21 protein-coding genes and 1 tRNA gene are annotated in these 19,811 nt (G+C 65.4%); 13 read left to right on the top strand and 9 right to left on the bottom strand.

Going from position 1 to position 19,811, the window contains the following annotated elements; genetic code table 11:
* Positions 1–7: 7 nt before the first annotated feature.
* The 6 genes from WHH00_RS15190 to tmk form a co-directional block, all read right to left on the bottom strand.
* Positions 8–178, bottom strand: coding sequence for a hypothetical protein (locus WHH00_RS15190; protein ID WP_406634046.1), 171 nt, complete (start codon positions 176–178; stop codon positions 8–10).
* On the bottom strand, positions 175–810 hold the full coding sequence (locus WHH00_RS15185; RefSeq protein ID WP_406634044.1) for a hypothetical protein: 636 nt from the start codon (positions 808–810) through the stop codon (positions 175–177). The genes WHH00_RS15190 and WHH00_RS15185 overlap by 4 nt, the downstream gene beginning before the upstream one ends.
* Positions 811–1,311: 501 nt before the next feature.
* Positions 1,312–1,384, bottom strand: a tRNA-Thr gene (locus tag WHH00_RS15180).
* 103 nt (positions 1,385–1,487) lie between these two features.
* On the bottom strand, positions 1,488–3,053 hold the full coding sequence (locus WHH00_RS15175; RefSeq protein ID WP_406634042.1) for an alpha/beta hydrolase: 1,566 nt from the start codon (positions 3,051–3,053) through the stop codon (positions 1,488–1,490).
* A 17-nt stretch (positions 3,054–3,070) separates the two neighbouring features.
* The gene (locus WHH00_RS15170; protein WP_406634040.1) at positions 3,071–4,213 is read right to left on the bottom strand and encodes a DNA polymerase III subunit delta'; all 1,143 of its coding nucleotides are present in this window, start codon (positions 4,211–4,213) and stop codon (positions 3,071–3,073) included.
* Positions 4,210–4,905: a dTMP kinase gene (gene tmk / locus WHH00_RS15165; RefSeq protein ID WP_406634038.1), complete on the bottom strand. Its 696-nt coding sequence runs from the start codon at positions 4,903–4,905 to the stop codon at positions 4,210–4,212. The genes WHH00_RS15170 and tmk overlap by 4 nt, the downstream gene beginning before the upstream one ends.
* 114 nt (positions 4,906–5,019) lie before the next feature.
* Here tmk and WHH00_RS15160 point away from each other — a divergent pair, with 114 nt between their 5' ends.
* Positions 5,020–6,210, top strand: a complete 1,191-nt coding sequence (locus WHH00_RS15160) for a trans-sulfuration enzyme family protein (RefSeq protein WP_406634036.1) — start codon at positions 5,020–5,022, stop codon at positions 6,208–6,210.
* 9 nt (positions 6,211–6,219) lie between these two features.
* Positions 6,220–6,573 carry a DUF2516 family protein gene (locus tag WHH00_RS15155; RefSeq protein ID WP_102976875.1) on the top strand — a complete coding sequence of 118 codons (354 nt, stop codon included), beginning with the start codon at positions 6,220–6,222 and terminating at the stop codon, positions 6,571–6,573.
* A 76-nt stretch (positions 6,574–6,649) separates the two neighbouring features.
* Here the strand turns inward: WHH00_RS15155 and WHH00_RS15150 are convergent, their stop codons facing one another.
* Positions 6,650–7,495 (bottom strand): class I SAM-dependent methyltransferase, encoded by an 846-nt coding sequence (locus WHH00_RS15150; RefSeq protein WP_406634034.1) that lies wholly within the window; start codon positions 7,493–7,495, stop codon positions 6,650–6,652.
* A gap of 95 nt (positions 7,496–7,590) precedes the next feature.
* Here WHH00_RS15150 and WHH00_RS15145 point away from each other — a divergent pair, with 95 nt between their 5' ends.
* Positions 7,591–8,337 (top strand): phosphoglyceromutase, encoded by a 747-nt coding sequence (locus WHH00_RS15145; RefSeq protein WP_406634032.1) that lies wholly within the window; start codon positions 7,591–7,593, stop codon positions 8,335–8,337.
* Between the two features lie 157 nt (positions 8,338–8,494).
* Here WHH00_RS15145 and phoU read toward each other — a convergent pair whose 3' ends face one another.
* A complete protein-coding gene (phoU, locus tag WHH00_RS15140) occupies positions 8,495–9,157 on the bottom strand; it encodes a phosphate signaling complex protein PhoU (RefSeq protein ID WP_406634030.1) in 663 nt (220 codons plus the stop codon).
* Between the two features lie 205 nt (positions 9,158–9,362).
* Here phoU and WHH00_RS15135 point away from each other — a divergent pair, with 205 nt between their 5' ends.
* Together WHH00_RS15135 and WHH00_RS15130 are read left to right on the top strand one after the other, a co-directional pair.
* Positions 9,363–10,607 carry a sensor histidine kinase gene (locus WHH00_RS15135; protein WP_406638632.1) on the top strand — a complete coding sequence of 415 codons (1,245 nt, stop codon included), beginning with the start codon at positions 9,363–9,365 and terminating at the stop codon, positions 10,605–10,607.
* Positions 10,604–11,284 carry a response regulator transcription factor gene (locus WHH00_RS15130; RefSeq protein ID WP_066273817.1) on the top strand — a complete coding sequence of 227 codons (681 nt, stop codon included), beginning with the start codon at positions 10,604–10,606 and terminating at the stop codon, positions 11,282–11,284. The genes WHH00_RS15135 and WHH00_RS15130 overlap by 4 nt, the downstream gene beginning before the upstream one ends.
* A gap of 119 nt (positions 11,285–11,403) precedes the next feature.
* Here the strand turns inward: WHH00_RS15130 and WHH00_RS15125 are convergent, their stop codons facing one another.
* Positions 11,404–11,967 carry a hypothetical protein gene (locus WHH00_RS15125; protein WP_374201030.1) on the bottom strand — a complete coding sequence of 188 codons (564 nt, stop codon included), beginning with the start codon at positions 11,965–11,967 and terminating at the stop codon, positions 11,404–11,406.
* 256 nt (positions 11,968–12,223) lie between these two features.
* Between WHH00_RS15125 and WHH00_RS15120 the strand changes: the two genes are divergently transcribed.
* The 8 genes from WHH00_RS15120 (at position 12,224) to WHH00_RS15085 (ending at position 19,802) form a co-directional block, all read left to right on the top strand.
* Complete coding sequence (locus tag WHH00_RS15120) at positions 12,224–12,706, top strand: CarD family transcriptional regulator (RefSeq protein WP_011690592.1); 483 nt, start codon at positions 12,224–12,226, stop codon at positions 12,704–12,706.
* 122 nt (positions 12,707–12,828) lie between these two features.
* Entirely contained in the window at positions 12,829–13,611 is a 783-nt protein-coding gene (gene ispD / locus WHH00_RS15115; protein ID WP_406634025.1) for a 2-C-methyl-D-erythritol 4-phosphate cytidylyltransferase, read from the top strand.
* A gap of 2 nt (positions 13,612–13,613) precedes the next feature.
* A complete protein-coding gene (gene ispF / locus WHH00_RS15110; RefSeq protein ID WP_374201029.1) occupies positions 13,614–14,129 on the top strand; it encodes a 2-C-methyl-D-erythritol 2,4-cyclodiphosphate synthase in 516 nt (171 codons plus the stop codon).
* A 9-nt stretch (positions 14,130–14,138) separates the two neighbouring features.
* Positions 14,139–15,605, top strand: coding sequence for a cysteine--tRNA ligase (gene cysS / locus WHH00_RS15105; RefSeq protein WP_406634023.1), 1,467 nt, complete (start codon positions 14,139–14,141; stop codon positions 15,603–15,605).
* Positions 15,606–15,707: 102 nt separating this feature from the next.
* On the top strand, positions 15,708–16,697 hold the full coding sequence (rlmB, locus tag WHH00_RS15100) for a 23S rRNA (guanosine(2251)-2'-O)-methyltransferase RlmB (RefSeq protein ID WP_406634021.1): 990 nt from the start codon (positions 15,708–15,710) through the stop codon (positions 16,695–16,697).
* 106 nt (positions 16,698–16,803) lie between these two features.
* On the top strand, positions 16,804–18,915 hold the full coding sequence (glgX, locus tag WHH00_RS15095) for a glycogen debranching protein GlgX (RefSeq protein WP_406634019.1): 2,112 nt from the start codon (positions 16,804–16,806) through the stop codon (positions 18,913–18,915).
* Between the two features lie 31 nt (positions 18,916–18,946).
* Positions 18,947–19,438, top strand: coding sequence for a ribonuclease domain-containing protein (locus WHH00_RS15090; protein ID WP_406634017.1), 492 nt, complete (start codon positions 18,947–18,949; stop codon positions 19,436–19,438).
* 7 nt (positions 19,439–19,445) lie between these two features.
* A complete protein-coding gene (locus WHH00_RS15085) occupies positions 19,446–19,802 on the top strand; it encodes a barstar family protein (RefSeq protein WP_406634015.1) in 357 nt (118 codons plus the stop codon).
* Positions 19,803–19,811 lie beyond the last annotated feature (9 nt).

Here is a 19,811-nt window from a genome sequence, read left to right as displayed (position 1 = left end):
GATCTGCCTACCTGTACTCACCCGGTTGGCCCGAACCGCCGTTGTCCTCCCGGACGCGGCGCCGGTCTTCCGCCTGGCCTATGCCGTCACGTACGGCGGCACGGATGACGCCGTACAGGACATAGAAGAAGATGGCGGCGAAGACCAGGTTCAGGACGATGTTATCCGGGGATGTCACGGCTGGTCACCGTCCGCCCAGAACTGCTGCACGCCCGCCGCGGCGTCCCGAAGTTTCCCGCCATCCAGCACCACCGAGCTTTCGGCCAGGCCAAAGTCCATCCACTGGGCGAGCAGCCGAAGGTTCCCGGCGGGAGGCAGGGGCCAGAGCCAGGCGCTTCCGGTGCCCGCCAGTTCGTTGTCCGCGCCGCTGCCGCCACCGCCGTTCAGGGCAAGGGTTGGGGGTTCCGGCTCCTCGGTGCTGCCCATGAACCCGTGGGGACCATGGGCTCCCGTACTGGCTTTGGATCCGTCGGCAAGTTCCACGCCGAGCATCAGCCCGGAGAGGAGCCGTGTGCCGCGGCGGATGCCCATCCCTGGTTGAAAGAACAGGGAATGTTTGTCCGCCCAGTCATCCTCGTTCTCGTCGCCCCGCCGGAAGACCCAGGACAAGTTGAACGAGCAACCCGTGGAATAGACCTCGGCGCTCCTTACGGCCACCACCATGCGGGGGCTGCGGTGCAGGAACTGGCCGAGGTGGACGGCCACTGGAAGCTCGTAGGCGGGTGGAGCGGTCCACGCCGGCGGCACGAACCTGGTGCTGGGCGGCCGGGGCGCTGACGGCGGGATCGGAAAGTCCTGGAAGAAGGTCACGGTCATCCTTGGTCTCACTGGCGGTGACCGACCAGCGGAACGGCGGCACTATGCCGCCCTGGATCCCCCAATCCGTCCTTACTCCGCCAGTCTAGCCGTGCCTCTCCAGGCGGATGCGGAGCCGGCTGGGCAGCGCCTCCTGCATCGATCGCCTGGATGTCTGGCAGGCCGCTGGCATAAGGCTCCCGCGGTCCCACCGATTGCCCCTACTATCGCCGGGGCGGCAGGGCCATCATGGGAGCTATAGGCGCTGCAACCAATGATCGGAGTCCGCCATGATCCAGGCCTTGCGGTGCAGGTTGAATATCCGCCACCAGTGGCACGTCGAACATACCGAAGACGGAGGCCTGTACAAGCGTTGTTTGCGCTGCGGCAAGGATGGCGGGGACGGGGACGGCGCGAACAACGGCTGGGCGCTCAGGAAATGGTGGTAGGCCCCGGTCGACCCCTTAACCAGCGAAAAACCCCCCAGAAACCTTGGTTTCTAGGGGGTTTATCCCGAGCTTCCTATCAGAATCGAACTGATGACCTTTTCATTACGAGTGAAACGCTCTACCGACTGAGCTAAGGAAGCACCGCACGAATCTCCGGCTGAACCGGGCGCTTCATGCAAGAGTCAACTGTAATAGAGTCCCCGCGCCCGGGTCAAAATGGGCGGCGGTAGCGGAGTGAGGCCTTCAGCACACCGTGTTGTCGGCAGGAACCTGGCCGCTCACCAGATAACTGTCAACGGCATCCTCAATGCAGCTGTTGGACCGGCCGTACGCGGTGTGGCCTTCCCCTTCCCAGGTGAGGAGCGCTGCGTTGCCCAGTTGCTTGCGGAGCGATGAGGCCCATTCCACCGGAGTGGCGGGGTCGCCGGTGGTGCCGATGACGACAATGGGGGAGTCGCCGTCGTATTCCACGGGCGACGGCGTGCGCACGCTTTCATACGGCCAGTCGACGCAGTTGGTGCCTCCGTACGCAAAGAAATACCCGAAGGTGGGGGAGTCCTGCATCAGCCGCTGCTGCTCTGCCCGCATGGCGGCGGTATCGGACTCCATTGGGTAGTCAAGGCAGTTGATGGCGTTGAAGGCGAACGTCGAATTGGACGTGTACGTTCCGTTGGAAGAACGGTCAGCCCCCAGGTCTGCGAGCCGCAGCATGAGGCTGACGTCTCCCGTCATTGCCGCTTCCAGGGCCTGGGTCAGGGCGGGCCAGCTCTGGTCGTTGTACAGGGGCGTGATCAGCCCGCTGACGAACATGGTGGCGTTCACTACCCGCCCGTCCTTGGCTGTCCGCGGCGTCTGCTGGACTGCGGCGATCAGGTCGCGGATCTGCTGGACACCGGAATCCACATCCCCGCTCAGGGGGCATCCGTCCTGTCCGAGGCAGCTGGCAACGTAGGCGCGTATTGCCTTCTCGAAGGCGCGTGCCTGCCCGCTGGTCAGCTCTTCGTTGCTGATGGAGGGGTCCAGCGCCCCATCCAACACCATTCGCCCCACATTGCCGGGGAACAGCGAAGCGTAGGTTGAGCCCAGGAAGGTGCCGTAGGAGTAGCCAAGGTAGTTGAGCTTCGGGTCATTGACCACAGCCCGGAGAATGTCCACGTCCTTGGCGGAACTGACAGTATCGATGTTCCCCAGCACCGGACCGGTCTGCTCTTCACACTGGGCTGCAATCGCCTTGTTGTCGGCCAAAACGGCAGACAGGCCTGAGTCCGTTTCGAGATCGTAAATCTTGGCCCGGGAGGCATCCCGTTCGGCGTCGGTCATGCACGTGACGGGAGCTGAGCGTTTCACGCCCCGCGGGTCAAAACCCACAAGGTCGTATGAGTCCCGCACAGCCTGCGAGAAATGTGTTCCGGCCGCATCCTTCACGAAGTCGTACCCGGAAGCGCCCGGACCGCCCGGGTTGACCAGGAGGCTGCCCGTTTTCTTTCCCGTGCTGGGAGCCCTCAGCGCGGCAATCTGGATTGTCTCGCCGCCTGGGTTGTCGTAGTCCATGGGCACCGTCACGCTGGCGCACTGGAACTCGGCCTCGCAGGGTTCCCAGACGACCTCCTGCGAATAGAACTCCTCCAGCCCTGCCGGCGCGGATGCCACGATGGACGGGTCGGCCTTGGCAGTGGCGGCCTCCTGGCTGCGGTCGTCACCATTCAGGAGGCTGCAGGACGCCAGAACCATGGCCAGGGCCATGGCCCCGAGGGCACGGACGCCAACCGCCGCGGATCGCGGGCGTACGGGCAGGGGGCGGGCAGTCATCGGGTCTCCTTGAAGGACTAGATCAGGCTGGCTGCCATGGACTCAATGGTCAACAGCGGTGCAACGTTGGTGGTGGTGATGCGTTCGCGGGCTTTGTTGATGGCATCCATCCGGGCAAGCGTTGACTCCGGCGTGGAACGGCGGGCGAACTCCTCCAATTCACCCCTGAGCTCAACGTTTACGAGCTCCACAGCATTCCCGAGCTGGATAATCAGCACATCACGGTAGAAGGAAAGAAGATCGGTCAGGGTCCGGTCCAGCGAATCCGTGATGGATCGTTTGGCCCGCCGCTTCTGGTCGTCCTCCAGCTGCTTTACCTGGCTGCGCATGGCGGGCGGCAGTGTCCCGGACTCGGGGGCACCCAGCGTCGCCAGCAGTGCGGCCTTCTCCGCAGCGTCCCGTTCTTCATTGGAACTGTTGGCCTCTGCCGTGGCGATCTTGACCAGCTTGTCCGCCATCATCACCGCAGCGGTAACGCCCCTCAGGCCGAGCGGGAACCGCACAGTCTCCAGCCGGCGTTCCCTGGCAGCGGGGTCGCGGGCCAGCCGCCGGGCGATGCCCACGTGGCTCTGCGCCGCCCTGGCCGCGCGCTCAGCGAGACCCGGCTCCACGCCGTCGCGCTTTACCAGCAGGGCAGCGACGTCGGCGGCAGGCGGAAGCCTCAAAGCCACGCTGCGGCAGCGCGAGCGGATGGTGACCAGGACGTCCGCCGGGGACGGGGCACACAGCATCCAAACGGTCCGGGGGGTGGGCTCCTCGATGGCTTTGAGGAGGACATTCGTGGTGCGCTCCGCCATCCGGTCCGCATCCTCCACCACGATGATGCGCCACCTCCCCGTCGAGGGCCTGTTCCCGGCGGTGGCCACCAGTTCCCGGGCTTCGTCGATGGTGATGGTGACCTTCTCCGTCCGGACAAACGTCACGTCCGAGTGGGTCTCGCCCAGGATAGTTAGGCAAGCGGGGCAGCGGCCGCACCCGCGCTGGCTGACATCGTCCTGGTCGCAGTTAAGTGCCGCGGCAAAAGCCTTCGCCGCATTCGAGCGCCCGGAGCCTGGCGGGCCGGTGAAAAGCCACGCGTGGGTGAGCCCCTCACCGCTGGATGCCTGCCGGAGCTGTTCGACGACGGCGGGTTGCCCTTGCAGGTCGTCCCACACGGTCACGGGTGGCCACCCACAGAGGGAGCATGGGCGGGAACGTCTGCCGGGACGCCGTGGTGCGCGGCCAGGAGGCTTTCCACCCGCTTGAGAATCTGTTCCGCCAGTTCCCCGACCGAGTGATGGGCGGGCAACACGAGGTAGGACTCCGGACGGCTGCGTGCCAAGTGCAGGAACGCATCGCGGATCCGGGCATGGAAGTCATCAGCTTCGGATTCCAGCCGGTCCTCGGCAGCCTCGCCGGCAGTACGGCGGCGGCGGCCAACGGCAGGATCGACATCCAGCAGGACGGTGAGGTGGGGCTGCAGGCCGGAAGTGGCCCACTCGTTCAGCGACCGCACAGCGTCTTCGCCCAGTCCGCGTCCGGCTCCCTGGTAGGCGACGGACGAATCGATGTACCGGTCGGTCAGGACGATCTCGCCGCGTTCCAGGGCAGGCCGGATGACCTGGGTGGCGTGCGCGGCCCGGGAAGCGGCGAAGATGAGCGCTTCCGTGTGGGCATCAATGTGGCCGTGGCCGTGGTCCAGCACCAGTGAGCGCAGTTTTTCGCCGATGGGAGTTCCGCCTGGCTCACGGGTGCGCAGGACGGTGCGGCCCTGTGATTGAAGGGCTTCTGCAAGCCGGGCAGCCTGCGTTGATTTGCCGGCGCCGTCGCCGCCCTCAAACGCGATGAAAAGCCCGGCCCTTTGTTTGCTCACCCATCAAGCCTACCGATCCCCGCTGACAAATCCGATTGGGCCTGTGGACCAAGGCAGGGCCAACTGGGGTAACAGCTTTCCGGCGGACTGCCGACGGACAGTACGCTTTTCACCATGAGTCTCTCCGAACAGCAGGCCGCGGCGCTGTCAGCCGAAACAATGGTGGTTGCGGCCGGGCGTCCCCTGAGGGAACGGGACCAGCCGGTCAACCAGCCGATCGTCCTTTCCTCCACATATTTTGGTTCCGGCCCGCTCGGGGATGGCGACCGTGGGTACGGCCGGTATTCGAATCCCACCTGGGACCCTTTCGAAGAGGCGCTCGGCCAGCTTGAAGGTTCCGGGCTGCCGGGTCTGCTCTACGCATCGGGGCTCGCGGCGGTCAGTTCGGCCCTTTCCCTGATTCCCGCCAGGGGAGTGCTGGTGATGCCCGCGCACAGTTATTCGGGGTCCCTGGTCATGGCCACGGAACTGGCCCAAAAGGGCTTCATTGAACTGCGCACCGTTGACATCGCCGACACTGCCGCCGTCAGGGAGGCCCTTGCGCCGGGGGGACCGGCGGCCCGCCCGGCTGCCATGTTGTGGCTTGAAAGCCCCACCAATCCCATGCTCGGCATTGCCGATATCTCCGCACTGACTGACGCTGCGCACGCTGTCGGCGCCATCGTCGTCACCGACAACACTTTCTCCACGCCCCTCGTCCAGCAGCCCCTGCTGCTGGGATCCGACGTCGTCCTGCACTCGGTGACAAAGTACCTGGCGGGCCATTCCGACGTCGTCCTTGGAGCCCTGGTGACAGCCAACCCGGACATCCGCTCCGCGCTGCTCCACCACCGCACTATCCATGGCGGAATCGCCGGGCCGTTCGAAGCGTGGCTGGCGCTGCGCGGCCTGCGGACCCTGGCGCTGCGGATAGAGAGGTCCCAGGCCTCTGCCATGGTTTTGGCGGAACGGCTCAGCAAGCATCCGGCCTTTGAATCCGTCCGTTTCCCGGGCCTGCCCGAGGATCCCGGCCATGAGCGCGCCAAGGTGCAGATGAAGGGGTTCGGCTCCATCATCTGCGTGCAGGTGGCCCCTGCAGGAGGGCTGAGCGGGGCTGACACCGCTGACAAACTCGTCCGCGCCCTGCAGCTATGGCTGCCTGCGACGTCGCTGGGCGGTGTTGAGTCCCTCATTGAACGACGACGGCGGCACACCGCCGAGCCGGCGAGCGTCCCGGAGAACTTGGTGCGGCTGAGTGTGGGAATCGAGAACGTGGAAGACCTCTGGGCCGATTTGAAGCGGGCGCTTGACTCGCTGGGCAGCTAGGCTGGGCTTGTGGACGGTGAACTGATTATTCGGCCTGTAGAGCAGGCAGTGTTCTTTATTCTGGCCCTGGTGGCACTTGGGCTTGAGCTTTGGGCAGTGGTCGACTGCGCCCGGCACCGTGCCAACGCGTTCGAGGCCACGGGCAAAAGGACCAAGACTTTCTGGCTGGCCCTGACCGGCGGGGCGGCCCTGATCGGTGTCATCTCCTTCTTCGGCAGCGGGGGAGGCTTCTTCGGCACCCTGGGCCTGTTCGGCCTCGCGGCCGTCGTCGCCGCGTCCGTCTACCTTGCGGACGTGCGGCCGGCAGTGAAGGACGCCGGCCGGGGCGGCAGCCGCAACACCGGCCCGTACGGCCCCTGGTGAACCAGCGGCCGGCCTGACTGCACCTTAGGACGGACCACGGTTCCCTGCCTACAGAAAGCCCGTCCCGCATAGGCCCTTACGCCAGGGGCGCGACGGCGTCCCAAGCCACCGTGAGTTCGCCGAGCCGCCACCGGGCGGGCCCATCCTGCACCGGCCAGCCGGCGTCCCGCAATGTCCGGCACATGCCCTGCCACCGCTGCCTGTTTCCAAAGGATGCCAGGGGCGCGCATTCCAGCCATGCCCGGTCCATGGCCTGCATCAGTGCGTGGACCGGTTCGCCGGGAACGTTGCGGTGGATCAGGGCTTTGGGCAGCCTTTCGGCAACGTCCGAGGGCATGTCGAAGCTGCCGAACCGGACTGAGATGCTGAGGGACAGCGGCCCATCGGCGTCGAGCGCCACCCAGGTGACACGCCGCCCGATCTCGTCGCAGGTGCCGTCGATGAACAGGCCGCCCGGGGCCAGGCGGTCCTGAACCAGCCGCCAGATGCCGGCAACGTCCGCTTCCTCGTACTGCCGCAGGACATTGAACGCGCGCACCAGCACCGGCCGTCCCGGCACGGGCAGTTCGAACCCGCCTACCCGGAAGTTCAGGCCAGGCCGTTGCAGGGGGAGGGCGGCGCGGACGCGTTTCGGTTCAATCTCGACTCCGAAGACCCGCACATCCGGGCGAACGGCGGAAAGCCGTTCAAAGAGCTCGACGGCGGTGGCGGGCGTGGCGCCATAGCCCAGGTCCACCACCAGGGGGTCGGCGGCGTTGCGGAGCCGCCACGACTGGGGCCCGGCCAGCCAGCGGTCAACCCGACGCATCCGGTTGGGATTGGTGGTTCCGCGGGTAATGTTGCCCACCGGTTTGCCCGGCCTGCCGGTGCTGTTCCTGCCGGAAATCTGCGGGGCAGTCACCCGTTCAGCCTTTTGCACCACGGCCCCACCATATCCCTGCAGCCGGACGTGGCGCGCCACGGGTCGGGCTTGTAACGCTGGGCAGGCTGCGGCAGCGCTCGGCTAGGATGAAATTCATGACTTACAAGCTGATTCTGCTGCGCCACGGCCACAGCGAATGGAACGCCAAGAACCTGTTCACCGGCTGGGTGGACGTAGACCTCAACGACCAGGGCCGTACGGAAGCAGCACGCGGCGGCGAGCTCCTGGTTGAGAACAATGTTCTCCCGGACATCCTCTACACATCCCTGCTGAAGCGGGCCATCAACACCGCCAACATCTCCCTGGACAAGGCTGACCGCGGCTGGATCCCGGTGAAGCGCGACTGGCGCCTGAACGAACGCCACTACGGCGCCCTGCAGGGCAAGGACAAGGCCCAGACCCTCGCCGAGTACGGCGAAGAGCAGTTCATGGAATGGCGCCGCTCCTACGACACCCCGCCGCCGCCCCTGGACGACGATTCCGAGTTCTCCCAGGCGCACGATCCCCGTTACGCGGACCTGGGTGACGCCCTCCCGCGCACCGAATGCCTGAAGGACGTCCTGGTCCGCCTGCTGCCGTACTGGGAGTCGGACATCAAGGAGGACCTCAAGGCCGGCAAGACTGTCCTGGTCACGGCCCACGGCAACTCCCTGCGCGCCCTGGTCAAGCACCTGGACGGCATCAGCGACGAAGCCATCGCCGGCCTGAACATCCCCACCGGCATCCCGCTGGTGTACGACCTGGACGAGGAGTTCCAGCCGATCAAGCCGGGCGGCACCTACCTTGATCCGGAAGCCGCGGAACAGGCCATCCTGGCGGTAGCGAACCAGGGCAAGAAATAACCCTGGCAGGAAATAACGCATCAGCAGGAATTACGACGGCGGGCTGGTCACCTGAGGTGACCAACCCGCCGTCGTTAATTCCCGCAAGAGTTTTTGTCCAGATATGCAGGCTTCCGGGCCGCGGAAGTCGCCGTACCTGGACAAAAACTCCCGGGTTTTAGCTGTGTTCTGTGCCGGTGGGCTGCCAGGCGCCGGTCACCAGGTAGGTGACCTTCTGGGCCACTGAAACCCCATGGTCCGCAAAGCGTTCGAAGTAGCGGCTGGCGAGGGCAACATCCACCGTGGTGGCGGGCGATTCCTTCCACTCAGGTGTTGCGATGGCCTTGAAGACGCTGAGGTGGAGGTCATTGATAGCCGTGTTGGCCTTCAGGATGTCCCTTGCCACCTCAAGGTCGCGGGTTTCCAGGAGGACAGTCAGCTTGTCCGCGATTTCCTGGTCCAGTTCGGCCATGCGCTTGAAGGTGCCGGTCATGGACGCCGGAATCACGGTGGACGGGTAGCGCAGGCGTGCCAGCTGGGCAATGTGCCGGGCAAGGTCGCCCATGCGCTCCAGCGATGCGCTCATCCGCAGCGATCCGACAATCATCCGCAGGTCGCTGGCCACCGGCCCCTGCAGCGCCAGGATGTCGATGGCGCGCTCGTCGAGGCTGTTCTGCAGGAAGTCGATGCGGGCATCCGCAGCGATGACGTCCTGCGCCAGGTCCACATCCGCCACTTCGAAGGACGTGGTGGCCTTGTCCATCGCTTCGCTTACCAGCCGGGAGATCTCCACGAGCTGGTCACCGACCTGGGTCAGCTCTTCCTGAAAAACCTTACGCACGTGGGCGTCCTTTCCTTGTAACTCCCGCCGGCCCCGGTCCGGGCAGCGGGAATCGCGTCGCCAATCGGCACTCCAACTAGCTAGTGTGCCAGCGCCGGGTGAACGGCGAGGCCCGTGAAGGTGAACGTTAGTTGAACCGTCGCAGGAGGAGGCCTGGACGCGCCGATCAGCGTCTTCCAGAGCATAAGGTGGAGCTGTGGATCCTATGTTCATCGGCCTGGTGGCCGGCCTCGTCGGCCTGGCGCTCGGCACGTTCGGCGTGCTCGCCTACCGGGTCAGCGAGCGGCAGCGGCGGCTCCTGGACGTGGACGCCGAAGAACCGGCGCTGCCGCCGGGCGCCGCCGAGGTGCTGGCCGTCGTCGGCCGTGCCTTTGTGGTGGTGGACGCCGTGGACGGCGTGGTCCGTGCCAGCCCGGCAGCCTACGCGTACGGCCTGGTCCGCGGCCATACTGTAGTCCACAGGGAACTGCTGGACATGACGGCCGGCGTCCGGCGGGACGGTGTCATCCTGGAGAAGCAACTGGAGCTTCCCCGCGGCCCCCTCGGCCAGGGAACCATCATCGTCCAGGTCCGGGCCGCGATGCTCGGGGAGGAATACATCCTGCTGCTTGCGGATGACCGCACCGAGATCACCCGGACGGAAGAGATCCGGAACGACTTCGTAGCCAACGTTTCCCACGAGTTGAAGACCCCCGTTGGTGCCATCTCCCTGCTCGCCGAAGCCCTTGAGTCCTCGGCGGATGACGAACTGGCCGTCCGGCGCTTTGCCAAACGCATGCACAAGGAGTCAGGCAGGCTGGCCGCACTGGTGCAGGACATCATCGAGCTGTCCAGGCTGCAGGGGGCCAGTGTGGCCCAGCAGGGCAGGCCGGTTGACGTCAACGCCGTCATAGCCGAGGCTGTGGACCGGTCGCAGCTTCCGGCGGAGAGCAAGAACATCCGGATCGTCGTGGGCGGACGGACGGAGGCGAAAGTCTTCGGCGACCAGGACCTGCTGGTGACCGCGCTCCGGAACCTGATCGACAACGCCATCCGCTACTCCCCGGAAAACACCCGGGTGGGGATCGGCGTGCGCAGCAGGGAGGGCCTGGTCTCCATCTCTGTGACGGACCAGGGCGAGGGACTCAGCCCCGAGGACCAGGAACGCGTCTTTGAACGCTTCTACCGGGTGGATTCGGCACGCTCGCGCCATACCGGCGGCACCGGCCTGGGCTTGAGCATCGTCAAGCACGTCGCCTCCAACCACGGCGGTGAGGTAACCCTGTGGTCCCAGCCCGGGCAGGGATCCACCTTCACCCTCCGGCTTCCCGAAATGGAAGGCCAGGACGACGGGGAACAACAGGATGCCGCTGCAGCCGCCCCGGGACCGGCCCGGCACAGCCTGGAAGAGCCACCTGTCACCCAAGGACCCGGCGCCGCCGGCGCAACAGAACGAGGAGCAAAAGCTTGAGCAGGATCTTGATTGTCGAGGATGAGGAGTCGTTCAGCGATCCCCTCTCCTACTTGCTGGGCAAGGAAGGATTCGAGGTGGAGGTCGTGGACAACGGCTTGGACGCCATCACAGAATTCGACCGGAACGGCGCGGACCTGGTGCTGCTGGACCTGCAGCTTCCCGGACTCTCCGGCACGGAAGTGTGCCGCCAGCTCCGCCAGCGGTCCAGCGTGCCGGTGATCATGCTGACAGCCAAGGACGCCGAAATCGACAAGGTGGTGGGCCTGGAGCTTGGCGCCGACGATTACGTCACCAAGCCCTACTCCTCCCGCGAGCTCGTGGCGAGGGTCAGGGCAGTGCTGCGGCGCCAGGGCGAACCGGAGGAGCTCGTCTCTTCCACCGTGCAGGCGGGCCCGGTACGGATGGACATTGAACGCCACGTTGTCAGCGTTGGCGGGGAACAGGTGCTGCTGCCACTGAAGGAGTTTGAGCTCCTGGAAATGCTGCTGCGCAACTCCGGCCGCGTGCTCACCCGGGGCCAGCTGATCGACCGCGTGTGGGGTTCGGACTATGTGGGGGACACCAAGACCCTGGACGTCCACGTCAAAAGGCTGCGCGGAAAGATCGAGCCGGATCCTTCAGCGCCGCGGTTCCTGGTCACCGTGCGGGGCCTGGGGTACAAGTTCGAGCCGTAAGCACGCAGTTCCCGGCAGCTGCCGGACCGGCAGAAGCTGGCGGAGAATGGCAAACAAAAGGAGGGGCCGCCAGGCCCCTCCTTTTGTTTGCTTCAATGCTTGGCGGTCAGCCCTGCTGGCTAGTGGCCGTCGCCACCGGCGGCTTCTTCGGATTCCGACGGCGACGGGCTGGCGGAGGTGGGCGCAGGAGTGCTTCCGGCCGGCAGGTACTCCTGGTACTCGGGCAGCGTGGTATCCAGCACAGGAACCTTCACCGTGTTGCTGACGTTGGTGCCGTCTTCGCTGATCTCGACGTCGACGAGCGAGCCCGGGATTCCTCCGGTGGTGCTGAGGATGGCTTCGTCGGAGCTCTCGTTAAGCAGGGTGTAGTCGTTGGCCTTGACCGGAATTTCGGTCTGCGACCCTTCCGCACCGTTGACCGTGAGGGTCACGTCCTGGGAGGAGGAGTTGTAGACGGCGCCGATCAGGCGGCCCGGCTGGTCCTCGCCTGCGGAGACGATCAGGATGTTGCGGAGCTCCAGCGGACCGAGGTCGGCGATGATGCCGTCAGACGCCTGGTACCGGGCGGTCGTCTGCTGGGAATTGGTGTACCCGCAGCCCGAGGTCAACAGGCCTACGCCAAGGGCGGCTGCCGTCAGTGCCAGTTTGCCGCGCTGGGCCCGGGTCATCGCAGTGAAACGCACGTCGCGTACTCCTCAAGAGTCTTGAAACATTAATCACGCATAGCCTATCCGCAAAGCACGCCAAACGAGGATTCGGCGCTGTCACATCACCCTTCCGCCAGCCCGCTGCATGCACTATTATCTGCGTTCGTCAAGGGGGTGAGGGGGTCTGATTAGGCCCACTTTCCGCGTATTTCTGCGGTTCCCGGCCCTCTTCCCGGCCGGTCATATGCCTGAATCGTGATAAACTGGTCAGCGGGAAAGGGGAAATGTCCACATGGTATTTGAGGTCGGCGAGACAGTAGTTTACCCTCACCACGGTGCTGCGAAGATTGAAGAAATCAAGATGCGCACCATCAAGGGCGAAGAGAAAATGTATCTCAAGCTCAAGGTGGCCCAGGGTGATCTGACCATTGAAGTTCCAGCAGAGAACGTTGACCTTGTTGGGGTTCGGGACGTAGTGGGCAAGGAAGGCCTGGAGCACGTATTTGATGTGCTTCGTGCTGAGTTCACGGAAGAACCCACCAACTGGTCACGTAGGTACAAGGCAAATCTGGAGAAGCTTGCTTCCGGTGACGTCATCAAGGTTGCCGAGGTCGTCCGCGACCTGTGGCGCCGCGATCACGACCGGGGCCTTTCCGCAGGCGAAAAGCGAATGCTGGCCAAGGCCCGGCAGATTCTGATTTCAGAACTGGCGCTGGCTGAGAAGACCGACGAGGAGAAGGCTGCAAGCGTTCTCGACGAGGTCCTGGCTTCCTAAGAATTGAACCCCGGTGTCACCCAAGTGGCGCCGGGGCTTCTTTTTGCCCAAAATCATGCCCCTGAAGATTCACCCGCCGGTGTTCAGGCGCCGGCGGCCCGCAGGGACGTAGGCTAGTCCGCATGAGCGAAACACCCACCCGCCCGGTCACTGCAGTGATCCTGGTGGCAGCAGGTTCGGGGCAGAGGCTGGGCTACGGCATCCCCAAAGCAGCGGTCCCGCTGGGCGGTGAGCCAATCCTGATGCATGCCCTTCGCGGCATTGTCGCGTCCGGAACCGGCAGCCAGGTGTGCGTCGCGCTGCCCCCCGGAGAGGACACGCTCCGCCGGCTGTGCGAGGATTTCCGGCAGGAACTGGCGGACGGCGGTCCGCTCCTTTCCATTGTGGATGGCGGCGCCACCCGGGCAGATTCCGTCCGCGCCGGGATGGCCGCTTTGATGGACGGTATTGAAGCGGTGCTGGTGCACGACGCCGCCCGCGCCCTCACGCCCGAGTCCGTCTTCCACCGCGTCACCGACGCCCTTGCTGCCGGCGCCGCAGCCGTCATTCCCGCCGTCGCGGTAGTGGACACCGTTAAGACCGTTGCTGCCACCACGGGGAAGGACGCCAGCCTGGCGCCGGAGGTTGTGACCGGAACAGCGCCCCGCGAGGAACTCCGTGCGGTGCAGACACCCCAGGGGTTCCACCTTGGGACGTTACTGAAAGCCCACGAGGCTGCGCGCAGCCTGGACCAGAAAAGCTCAGCAGCCGTCACCGATGACGCAATGCTCGTGGAAATGCTCGGGATCCCGGTCCACGTTGTGAGGGGGTCCACCCAGTCCCTGAAAATTACCACTCCGCTGGACCTGATCTTCGCCGAAGGGCTCCTGGAGGGTCCGCTGGGTGCGCGCTGGGTGGAAGGCTAGCAATGGAACGTGCCGAAATGATCATCCCCCGCACCGGCATTGGCCTGGATGTGCACGCCTACGCCGCCGAGGACCAGCCCCGTCCGCTATGGCTTGGCGGGCTGCTGTGGCCGGGCGAGCGCGGCCTCGCAGGGCACTCGGACGGTGATCCCGTAGCGCATGCGGCCGCGGATGCGCTGTTCTCCGCCGCAGGACTGGGTGACCTGGGCACGCACTTCGGGACGGACCGGCCCGAGTTCGCCGGCGCCGCGGGAACCACGCTGCTGGCCGAGGCTGCGCGGATTGTCCGCGCAGCCGGGTTTGAGATCGGCAACATCGCCGTCCAGTTCGTTGCCAACCGGCCCAAGTTCGGTCCGCGCCGGGAGGAATCGCAGCAAGTCCTGAGCGATGCCGCCGACGCGCCGGTGAGTGTCACGGCTACCACCAGCGACCACCTTGGATTCACGGGCCGGGGCGAAGGCATCTCGGCGGTGGCCACCGCTTTGGTGTATCCAAGGCCGCCCCTTCCCATCAGCTAATCTGGAGCGGTGACCCTGCGCTTCTATGACACTGCCTCCGCCGAAGTCCGGAACTTCGTGCCCCTCGTCGAGGGCAAGGCCAGCCTCTACTACTGCGGGGCCACCGTGCAGGGCATGCCCCACGTGGGCCATATCCGCTCCGCCATCGCTTTCGACCAGCTCACCCGCTGGCTCGCCTACCGCGGCTTCCGCGTCACGGTGGTCCGGAATGTCACGGACATCGACGACAAGATCCTGGCCAAGTCCGAGGCCTCCTTCGCCCAGGGTTTCCAGCCGGAACCAGGGGAGGTGCGGGAAGAGGAATGGTGGGCCCTGGCCTACCGCTACGAGCAGGAGTTCCTCAAGGCCTACGACACCCTCGGTGTCTCCCGGCCCACATACGAGCCACGCGCCACCGGACACATCCCCGAGATGCACGCCCTCATCCAGCAGCTGATCGACCGCGGCCACGCCTACCCTGCCCCGGACGGCTCGGGAGATGTGTACTTCGATGTCCGTTCCTGGAGCAAATACGGCGCACTGACCCGGCAGAACATCGATGACATGCAGGCGGCGCCGGACGTTGAGGTCCAATTCAGCAACAGGAAGAAGGACCCGCGCGACTTCGCCCTGTGGAAGGGGTCCAAAGAAGGAGAACCGACGACGGCGAGCTGGGCTTCCCCGTGGGGCGCCGGCCGGCCGGGCTGGCACTTGGAATGCTCTGCGATGGTGACCAAATACCTCGGCACCGAGTTCGATATCCACGGCGGTGGCCTTGACCTGCGCTTCCCGCACCACGAAAACGAGATGGCCCAGTCCCAGGCCGCCGGCCACCCGTTCGCCAGCTTCTGGATGCATAACGGCATGGTGACCTACGAGGGCGAAAAGATGTCGAAGTCCATCGGCAACACCATCAGCCCCGCTGAAATGCTGGAAGTGGCCTCCCCCCGCGTGGTCCGGTACTACCTGGGCCAGGCACACTACCGCTCCGTCCTGGACTACCGTCCCACCTCCCTGCAGGAGGCAGCGGCCGCCGTCGAACGCGTTGACGGGTTCATCAGCCGTGCGGTGCGGGCGCTGTCCGGCGGCGTCGATTACAGCTTCGCCACCTACGGGACGGTGCCGGAACAATTCGAACGCGCCATGGACGAGGACCTCAACGTGCCGCAGGCCCTGGCCGTGCTTCACGAAACGGTCCGGTCCGGCAATACTGCTTTGACCGAAGGGAAGCTGGAGGAAGCGCGGCAGGCCCTGCACCACGTCCATGACATGCTTCGCGTTCTGGGCCTGAACGACGTCGCTTCCGGCTCCGTGGCGGACACGCGGGAATCAGCTGCGCTGTCAGTCCTCATAGAAGCCCAGCTCGCAGCCCGCGCCGCAGCCCGCGCCGATAAAGACTGGACCGCCTCGGACGCCATCCGGGACACCCTGGCCGCCGCCGGAGTGGTTGTGGAGGACGGACCGGAGGGTCCCACCTGGAGCCTGAAGCGGGACTGACCGGGCAGTCCACAAGCAACCGCGGAGCCCGGAGCAGGCGATTTTTCCTGGTTCAGTAGACTGGTAGGCAGACTCAGTCAGCACAATCAAGGGTGGAACACAATGGCCAACAATGGTCGCCGATCGGTTAAAGCGAAGAAGGGCCCAACCATCGGGACCGGTGGCCACGGCCGCAAGGCCCTGGAAGGCAAGGGCCCCACGCCCAAAGCGGAGGACCGCCCCTACCACAAGGCGCACAAGGCCAAGCAGCTCTCGGAGCGCTCCGCAGCAAAGCGCAACCCGGGAGCCCGCAGTGCGGGAGCGGCCAAGTCCGGACCCAAGGGCCGCGCCACCGAGGAAGTCGTCACCGGCCGCAACTCGGTAGTGGAGGCGCTCCGCGCCGGCATCCCGGCCAAGGCGCTGCACGTCGCCATCCGCATCGAGATGGACGATCGCGTCAAGGAATCCCTGAAGCTCGCCGCTGAACGCGGCATCCCGCTGATGGAAACCGGCAAGCCCGAACTTGACCGGATGACCGATGACGCCGTGCACCAGGGCCTGGTGCTGCAGATTCCGCCGTACGACTACCAGGATGCCTACGAACTCGCTGAAGAAACGGTTGACAAGTGGAAGAAGGGCCATGTCAGCAACGCGCCACTCTTCGTGGCGCTGGACGGCATTACCGATCCCCGCAACCTCGGCGCCATCATCCGCTCGGTTTCCGCCTTTAGCGGCCACGGCGTCATCGTCCCCGAACGCCGCTCCGTGGGTGTGACCGCGTCGGCCTGGAAGACCAGTGCCGGCGCCGCTGTCCGCGTGCCCGTGGCCCGGGCGTCGAACCTCAACAACGCGCTGAAGCAGTTCAAGAACATGGGGATCTTCGTCCTGGGCCTGGATGGCGACGGCGATGTTTCCCTGCCTGACCTGACGCTTGCCACCGAACCCGTGTGCATCGTGGTGGGCTCGGAGGGGAAGGGCCTCAGCAGGCTGGTCCGCGAGAACTGCGACCAGATCGTGTCCATCCCCATTGACTCCGCCATGGAATCGCTGAACGCCTCCATGGCCGTGGGCATCTCGCTCTACGAGGTCTCCCGGCAGCGGGCAGCCAGATAGGAGCCGGCGGATACTGCCAACTGCAGTGCCCGCTTCGCTGAGCAGTACCCGGCGCAACCCAGGCGTCCGGGCAGGTCACGTGCCGCTGGCGGCTAATATTTAGGTGATGGTCATGCCGCTCTTCGACACTGCTTCCACCATGGACGCCTCCACGGCCGTTCCACTCGGTGTGAGTGTTCCGCGCGCTGATTCGGGGGGCTCACGCCACCGGGCAGGCGGGCGTGCCAACGTGGCCTGCTATGCGCCGGGTATCTCCAGCCTGGAAATCGCGTATATCGCCCCTGGCGGGGAATGGAAGCTGCAGTCGCTGCCCAACGTCACGCATGGGGTCCACCACGGGATCGTTGAGGACCTGCCGTACGGATCCCGCTATGGTTTCCGTGCGGCGTCCAGCGAGCAGTCGCTGCCTTTTGCCGTGCCCACCGCGGACGTTGATGACGACGGCGGCCAGCCGCTGCTGCTTGATCCGTACGGCAGGGCCGTGGACCAGCGCGATGGCTTCCTGACCAGCGTGCGCATGGCGGGGGACTTCGACTGGGGAACAGACGAACGCCTCAGGCTGCCGTGGCGCAACACGATCATTTACGAGGCACATGTCCGCGGACAAAGCATGCTCCACCCGGATGTTCCGGAGGAACTGCGCGGCACGTACGCCGGCATGGCCCACCCTGCCATCATCGAGCACCTCACCAGCCTGGGAATCACGTCGGTCCAGCTGCTGCCGGTGCACTTCCACCTGGATGAACCCCACCTGCAGGACCTGGGACTGACCAATTACTGGGGCTACAACACGGCGGCTTTCTTCTCCCTGCACCCCGGTTACGCCACCCGGGCAGCCCAGGAAGCCGGCCCGCAGGCCGTCCAGGACGAGTTCAAGGGAATGGTCAAACTCCTCCATGCCGCAGGGCTGGAAGTCATCCTCGACGTCGTCTACAACCACACAGCCGAGGGCGGTCCCGACGGCCAGACCATCAGCTTCCGCGGGCTGGGAGAGCAGGCGTACTACCGGACGGACGGACACGGAAAGTACGTGGACACCACGGGCTGCGGAAACAGCCTGAACTTCGGTGAACCACGCGTGGTCCAGATGGTCCTGGACTCCCTTCGGTACTGGGTGGATGAGTTCCACATCGACGGCTTCCGCTTCGACCTCGCCGTGACGCTGTGCCGGAACGCGTCCAATGACTTCGACCCCCGGCACCCGTTCCTCGTCGCCATCGCTGCGGATCCAGTCCTTTCGGACGTCAAACTGATTGCCGAGCCTTGGGACGTGGGCTATGGCGGCTGGCAGACCGGGCGGTTCCCGGGCGGCTGGGTTGACTGGAACGACCACTTCCGGGATGCGCTCCGGTCCTTCTGGCTCGCTGACCGGGCTGCCCTGGAAGCGGGGGGCCACGGCGGTTCCCTGGCCAAGCTCGCGGACGGTCTGTCCGGCTCCGCGGCCCTCTTCCAGGCCTCTGGCCGCTCCCGCCTGGCGTCGGTAAATTTCATCACCTCCCACGACGGCTTCACGCTCAATGACCTCGTCTCGTTCGACCGCAAGCACAATGAGGACAACGGCGAGGAGAACAGGGACGGGCACGGCGACAACCGCAGCTTCAACCATGGCGTCGAAGGCCCCACCGAGGACGGCGGCATCCTGGCCAAAAGGGCCCAGTCGCGCCGCAACCTGATGGCGTCGCTGCTCATCTCCCTGGGCGTGCCCATGATCACCGCTGGCGATGAGCTGGCGCGCACCCAGCAGGGAAACAACAACGCCTACTGCCAGGACAACCCCATCGCCTGGCTGGACTGGACCCGGACTCCGGAATCCCACGAAATGCTCCGCAGCACCAAACGCTACATCCGCCTGCGCAAGGAGTTCCTCGCCGCGCAGCCACACGACTTCCCGGTCCGGGACGAGCAGTCATACCTCCACTGGTTCGACCAGGACGGCCATCCCATGTCCATGGAACGCTGGAACGATCCCCACCACCGGGTGGTGCAGCTCCTGCTCGGATCCGACAACGGCGCCCTCGCCGGCCTGATGGTGGTGAACGGCAGCAACACAGACGTCCAGATCACCCTGCCCCGAGTTACCGCAAAAGGCACCCACCCGCAGATGTTCGAGCTCCGCCTGACCACCTCGCCGCTGCACGACCTGCGCCAGGGCGGCCGGGTTGCCTCCGGCGAAAAGGACCTCGTCGAGGCCCATTCCATCAGCATCTACCGCACCTAGCTCTATCGACCTAACTCCCGGGACAACAAGAATGCGCAACCGCTCCATCCTGCCCTTGCTGCTGCTGGCTGGCCTGGTGGTACTCGCCCTGTTTGCTTTCGGCGGCACCGGGTTCCTGGGCCAGCTGACCGAAAGTACGACGCCGGAGGCCACCTCCACCGCGGAGCCTGCGCCGGGTGCCGCTTCCGGAACGCCGGCGGCACCTGCTCCGCCCCCGCCGGCGCAAGCTAATCCTTCCGGGCTGCCGGAGGTCCAGGAATCGGCGCTTCCTGCCGAGGGCCGAAGGATACTCAACCTGATCCGCGCCGGCGGACCGTACCGCTACAGCCAGGATGACCAGACGTTCGGCAACTTCGAACGCATCCTGCCGCGGCGGGACAGGGGCTATTACCGGGAGTACACCGTGCCCACGCCTGGCGAACCGGACAGGGGCGCACGCCGCATCGTGGCCGGCGCCGGCGGCGACAAGTACTACACCGACGACCATTACGACTCCTTTAAGTTCATCGCGGAAGGCAGCTGAGCAAACCATGAAGATCTATTCCGGTGACACCTGGACCCTGGAGGAACTGCAGGAGCAGGTGGCCGACGCCGGCCGCCGCAGCCTGGTGGTCTCGGCTGCGGACAGCAGGAAAGCTGTCCTGGAGGCGTTCGGCGAGGTCCTGGACTTCCCTGAGCACTACGGCGTGAACCTGGATGCGCTGAACGATTCACTGCACGACTTTGCGGACAGCATCACGGACAACGGCAATCCTCCCGTCACCGTCCTGTGGCTGGTGGCCGCTCCCTTCCGCAGCGACAGGGCCTTCGGCATCATGTGCGAAATCCTCCAGGACGCTGAACGCTACGCCGGAAAAGACCTCGCCGTCACCGCCGTCCTGCTCTAGCCAGCCTGC

Origin of the sequence: Pseudarthrobacter quantipunctorum (genome assembly GCF_045291495.1) — a bacterium.
GTDB lineage: Bacteria > Actinomycetota > Actinomycetes > Actinomycetales > Micrococcaceae > Arthrobacter > Arthrobacter quantipunctorum.
Note: the sequence above shows the minus strand (reverse complement) of the source record. Positions and strands in the feature narration are given on the sequence as shown.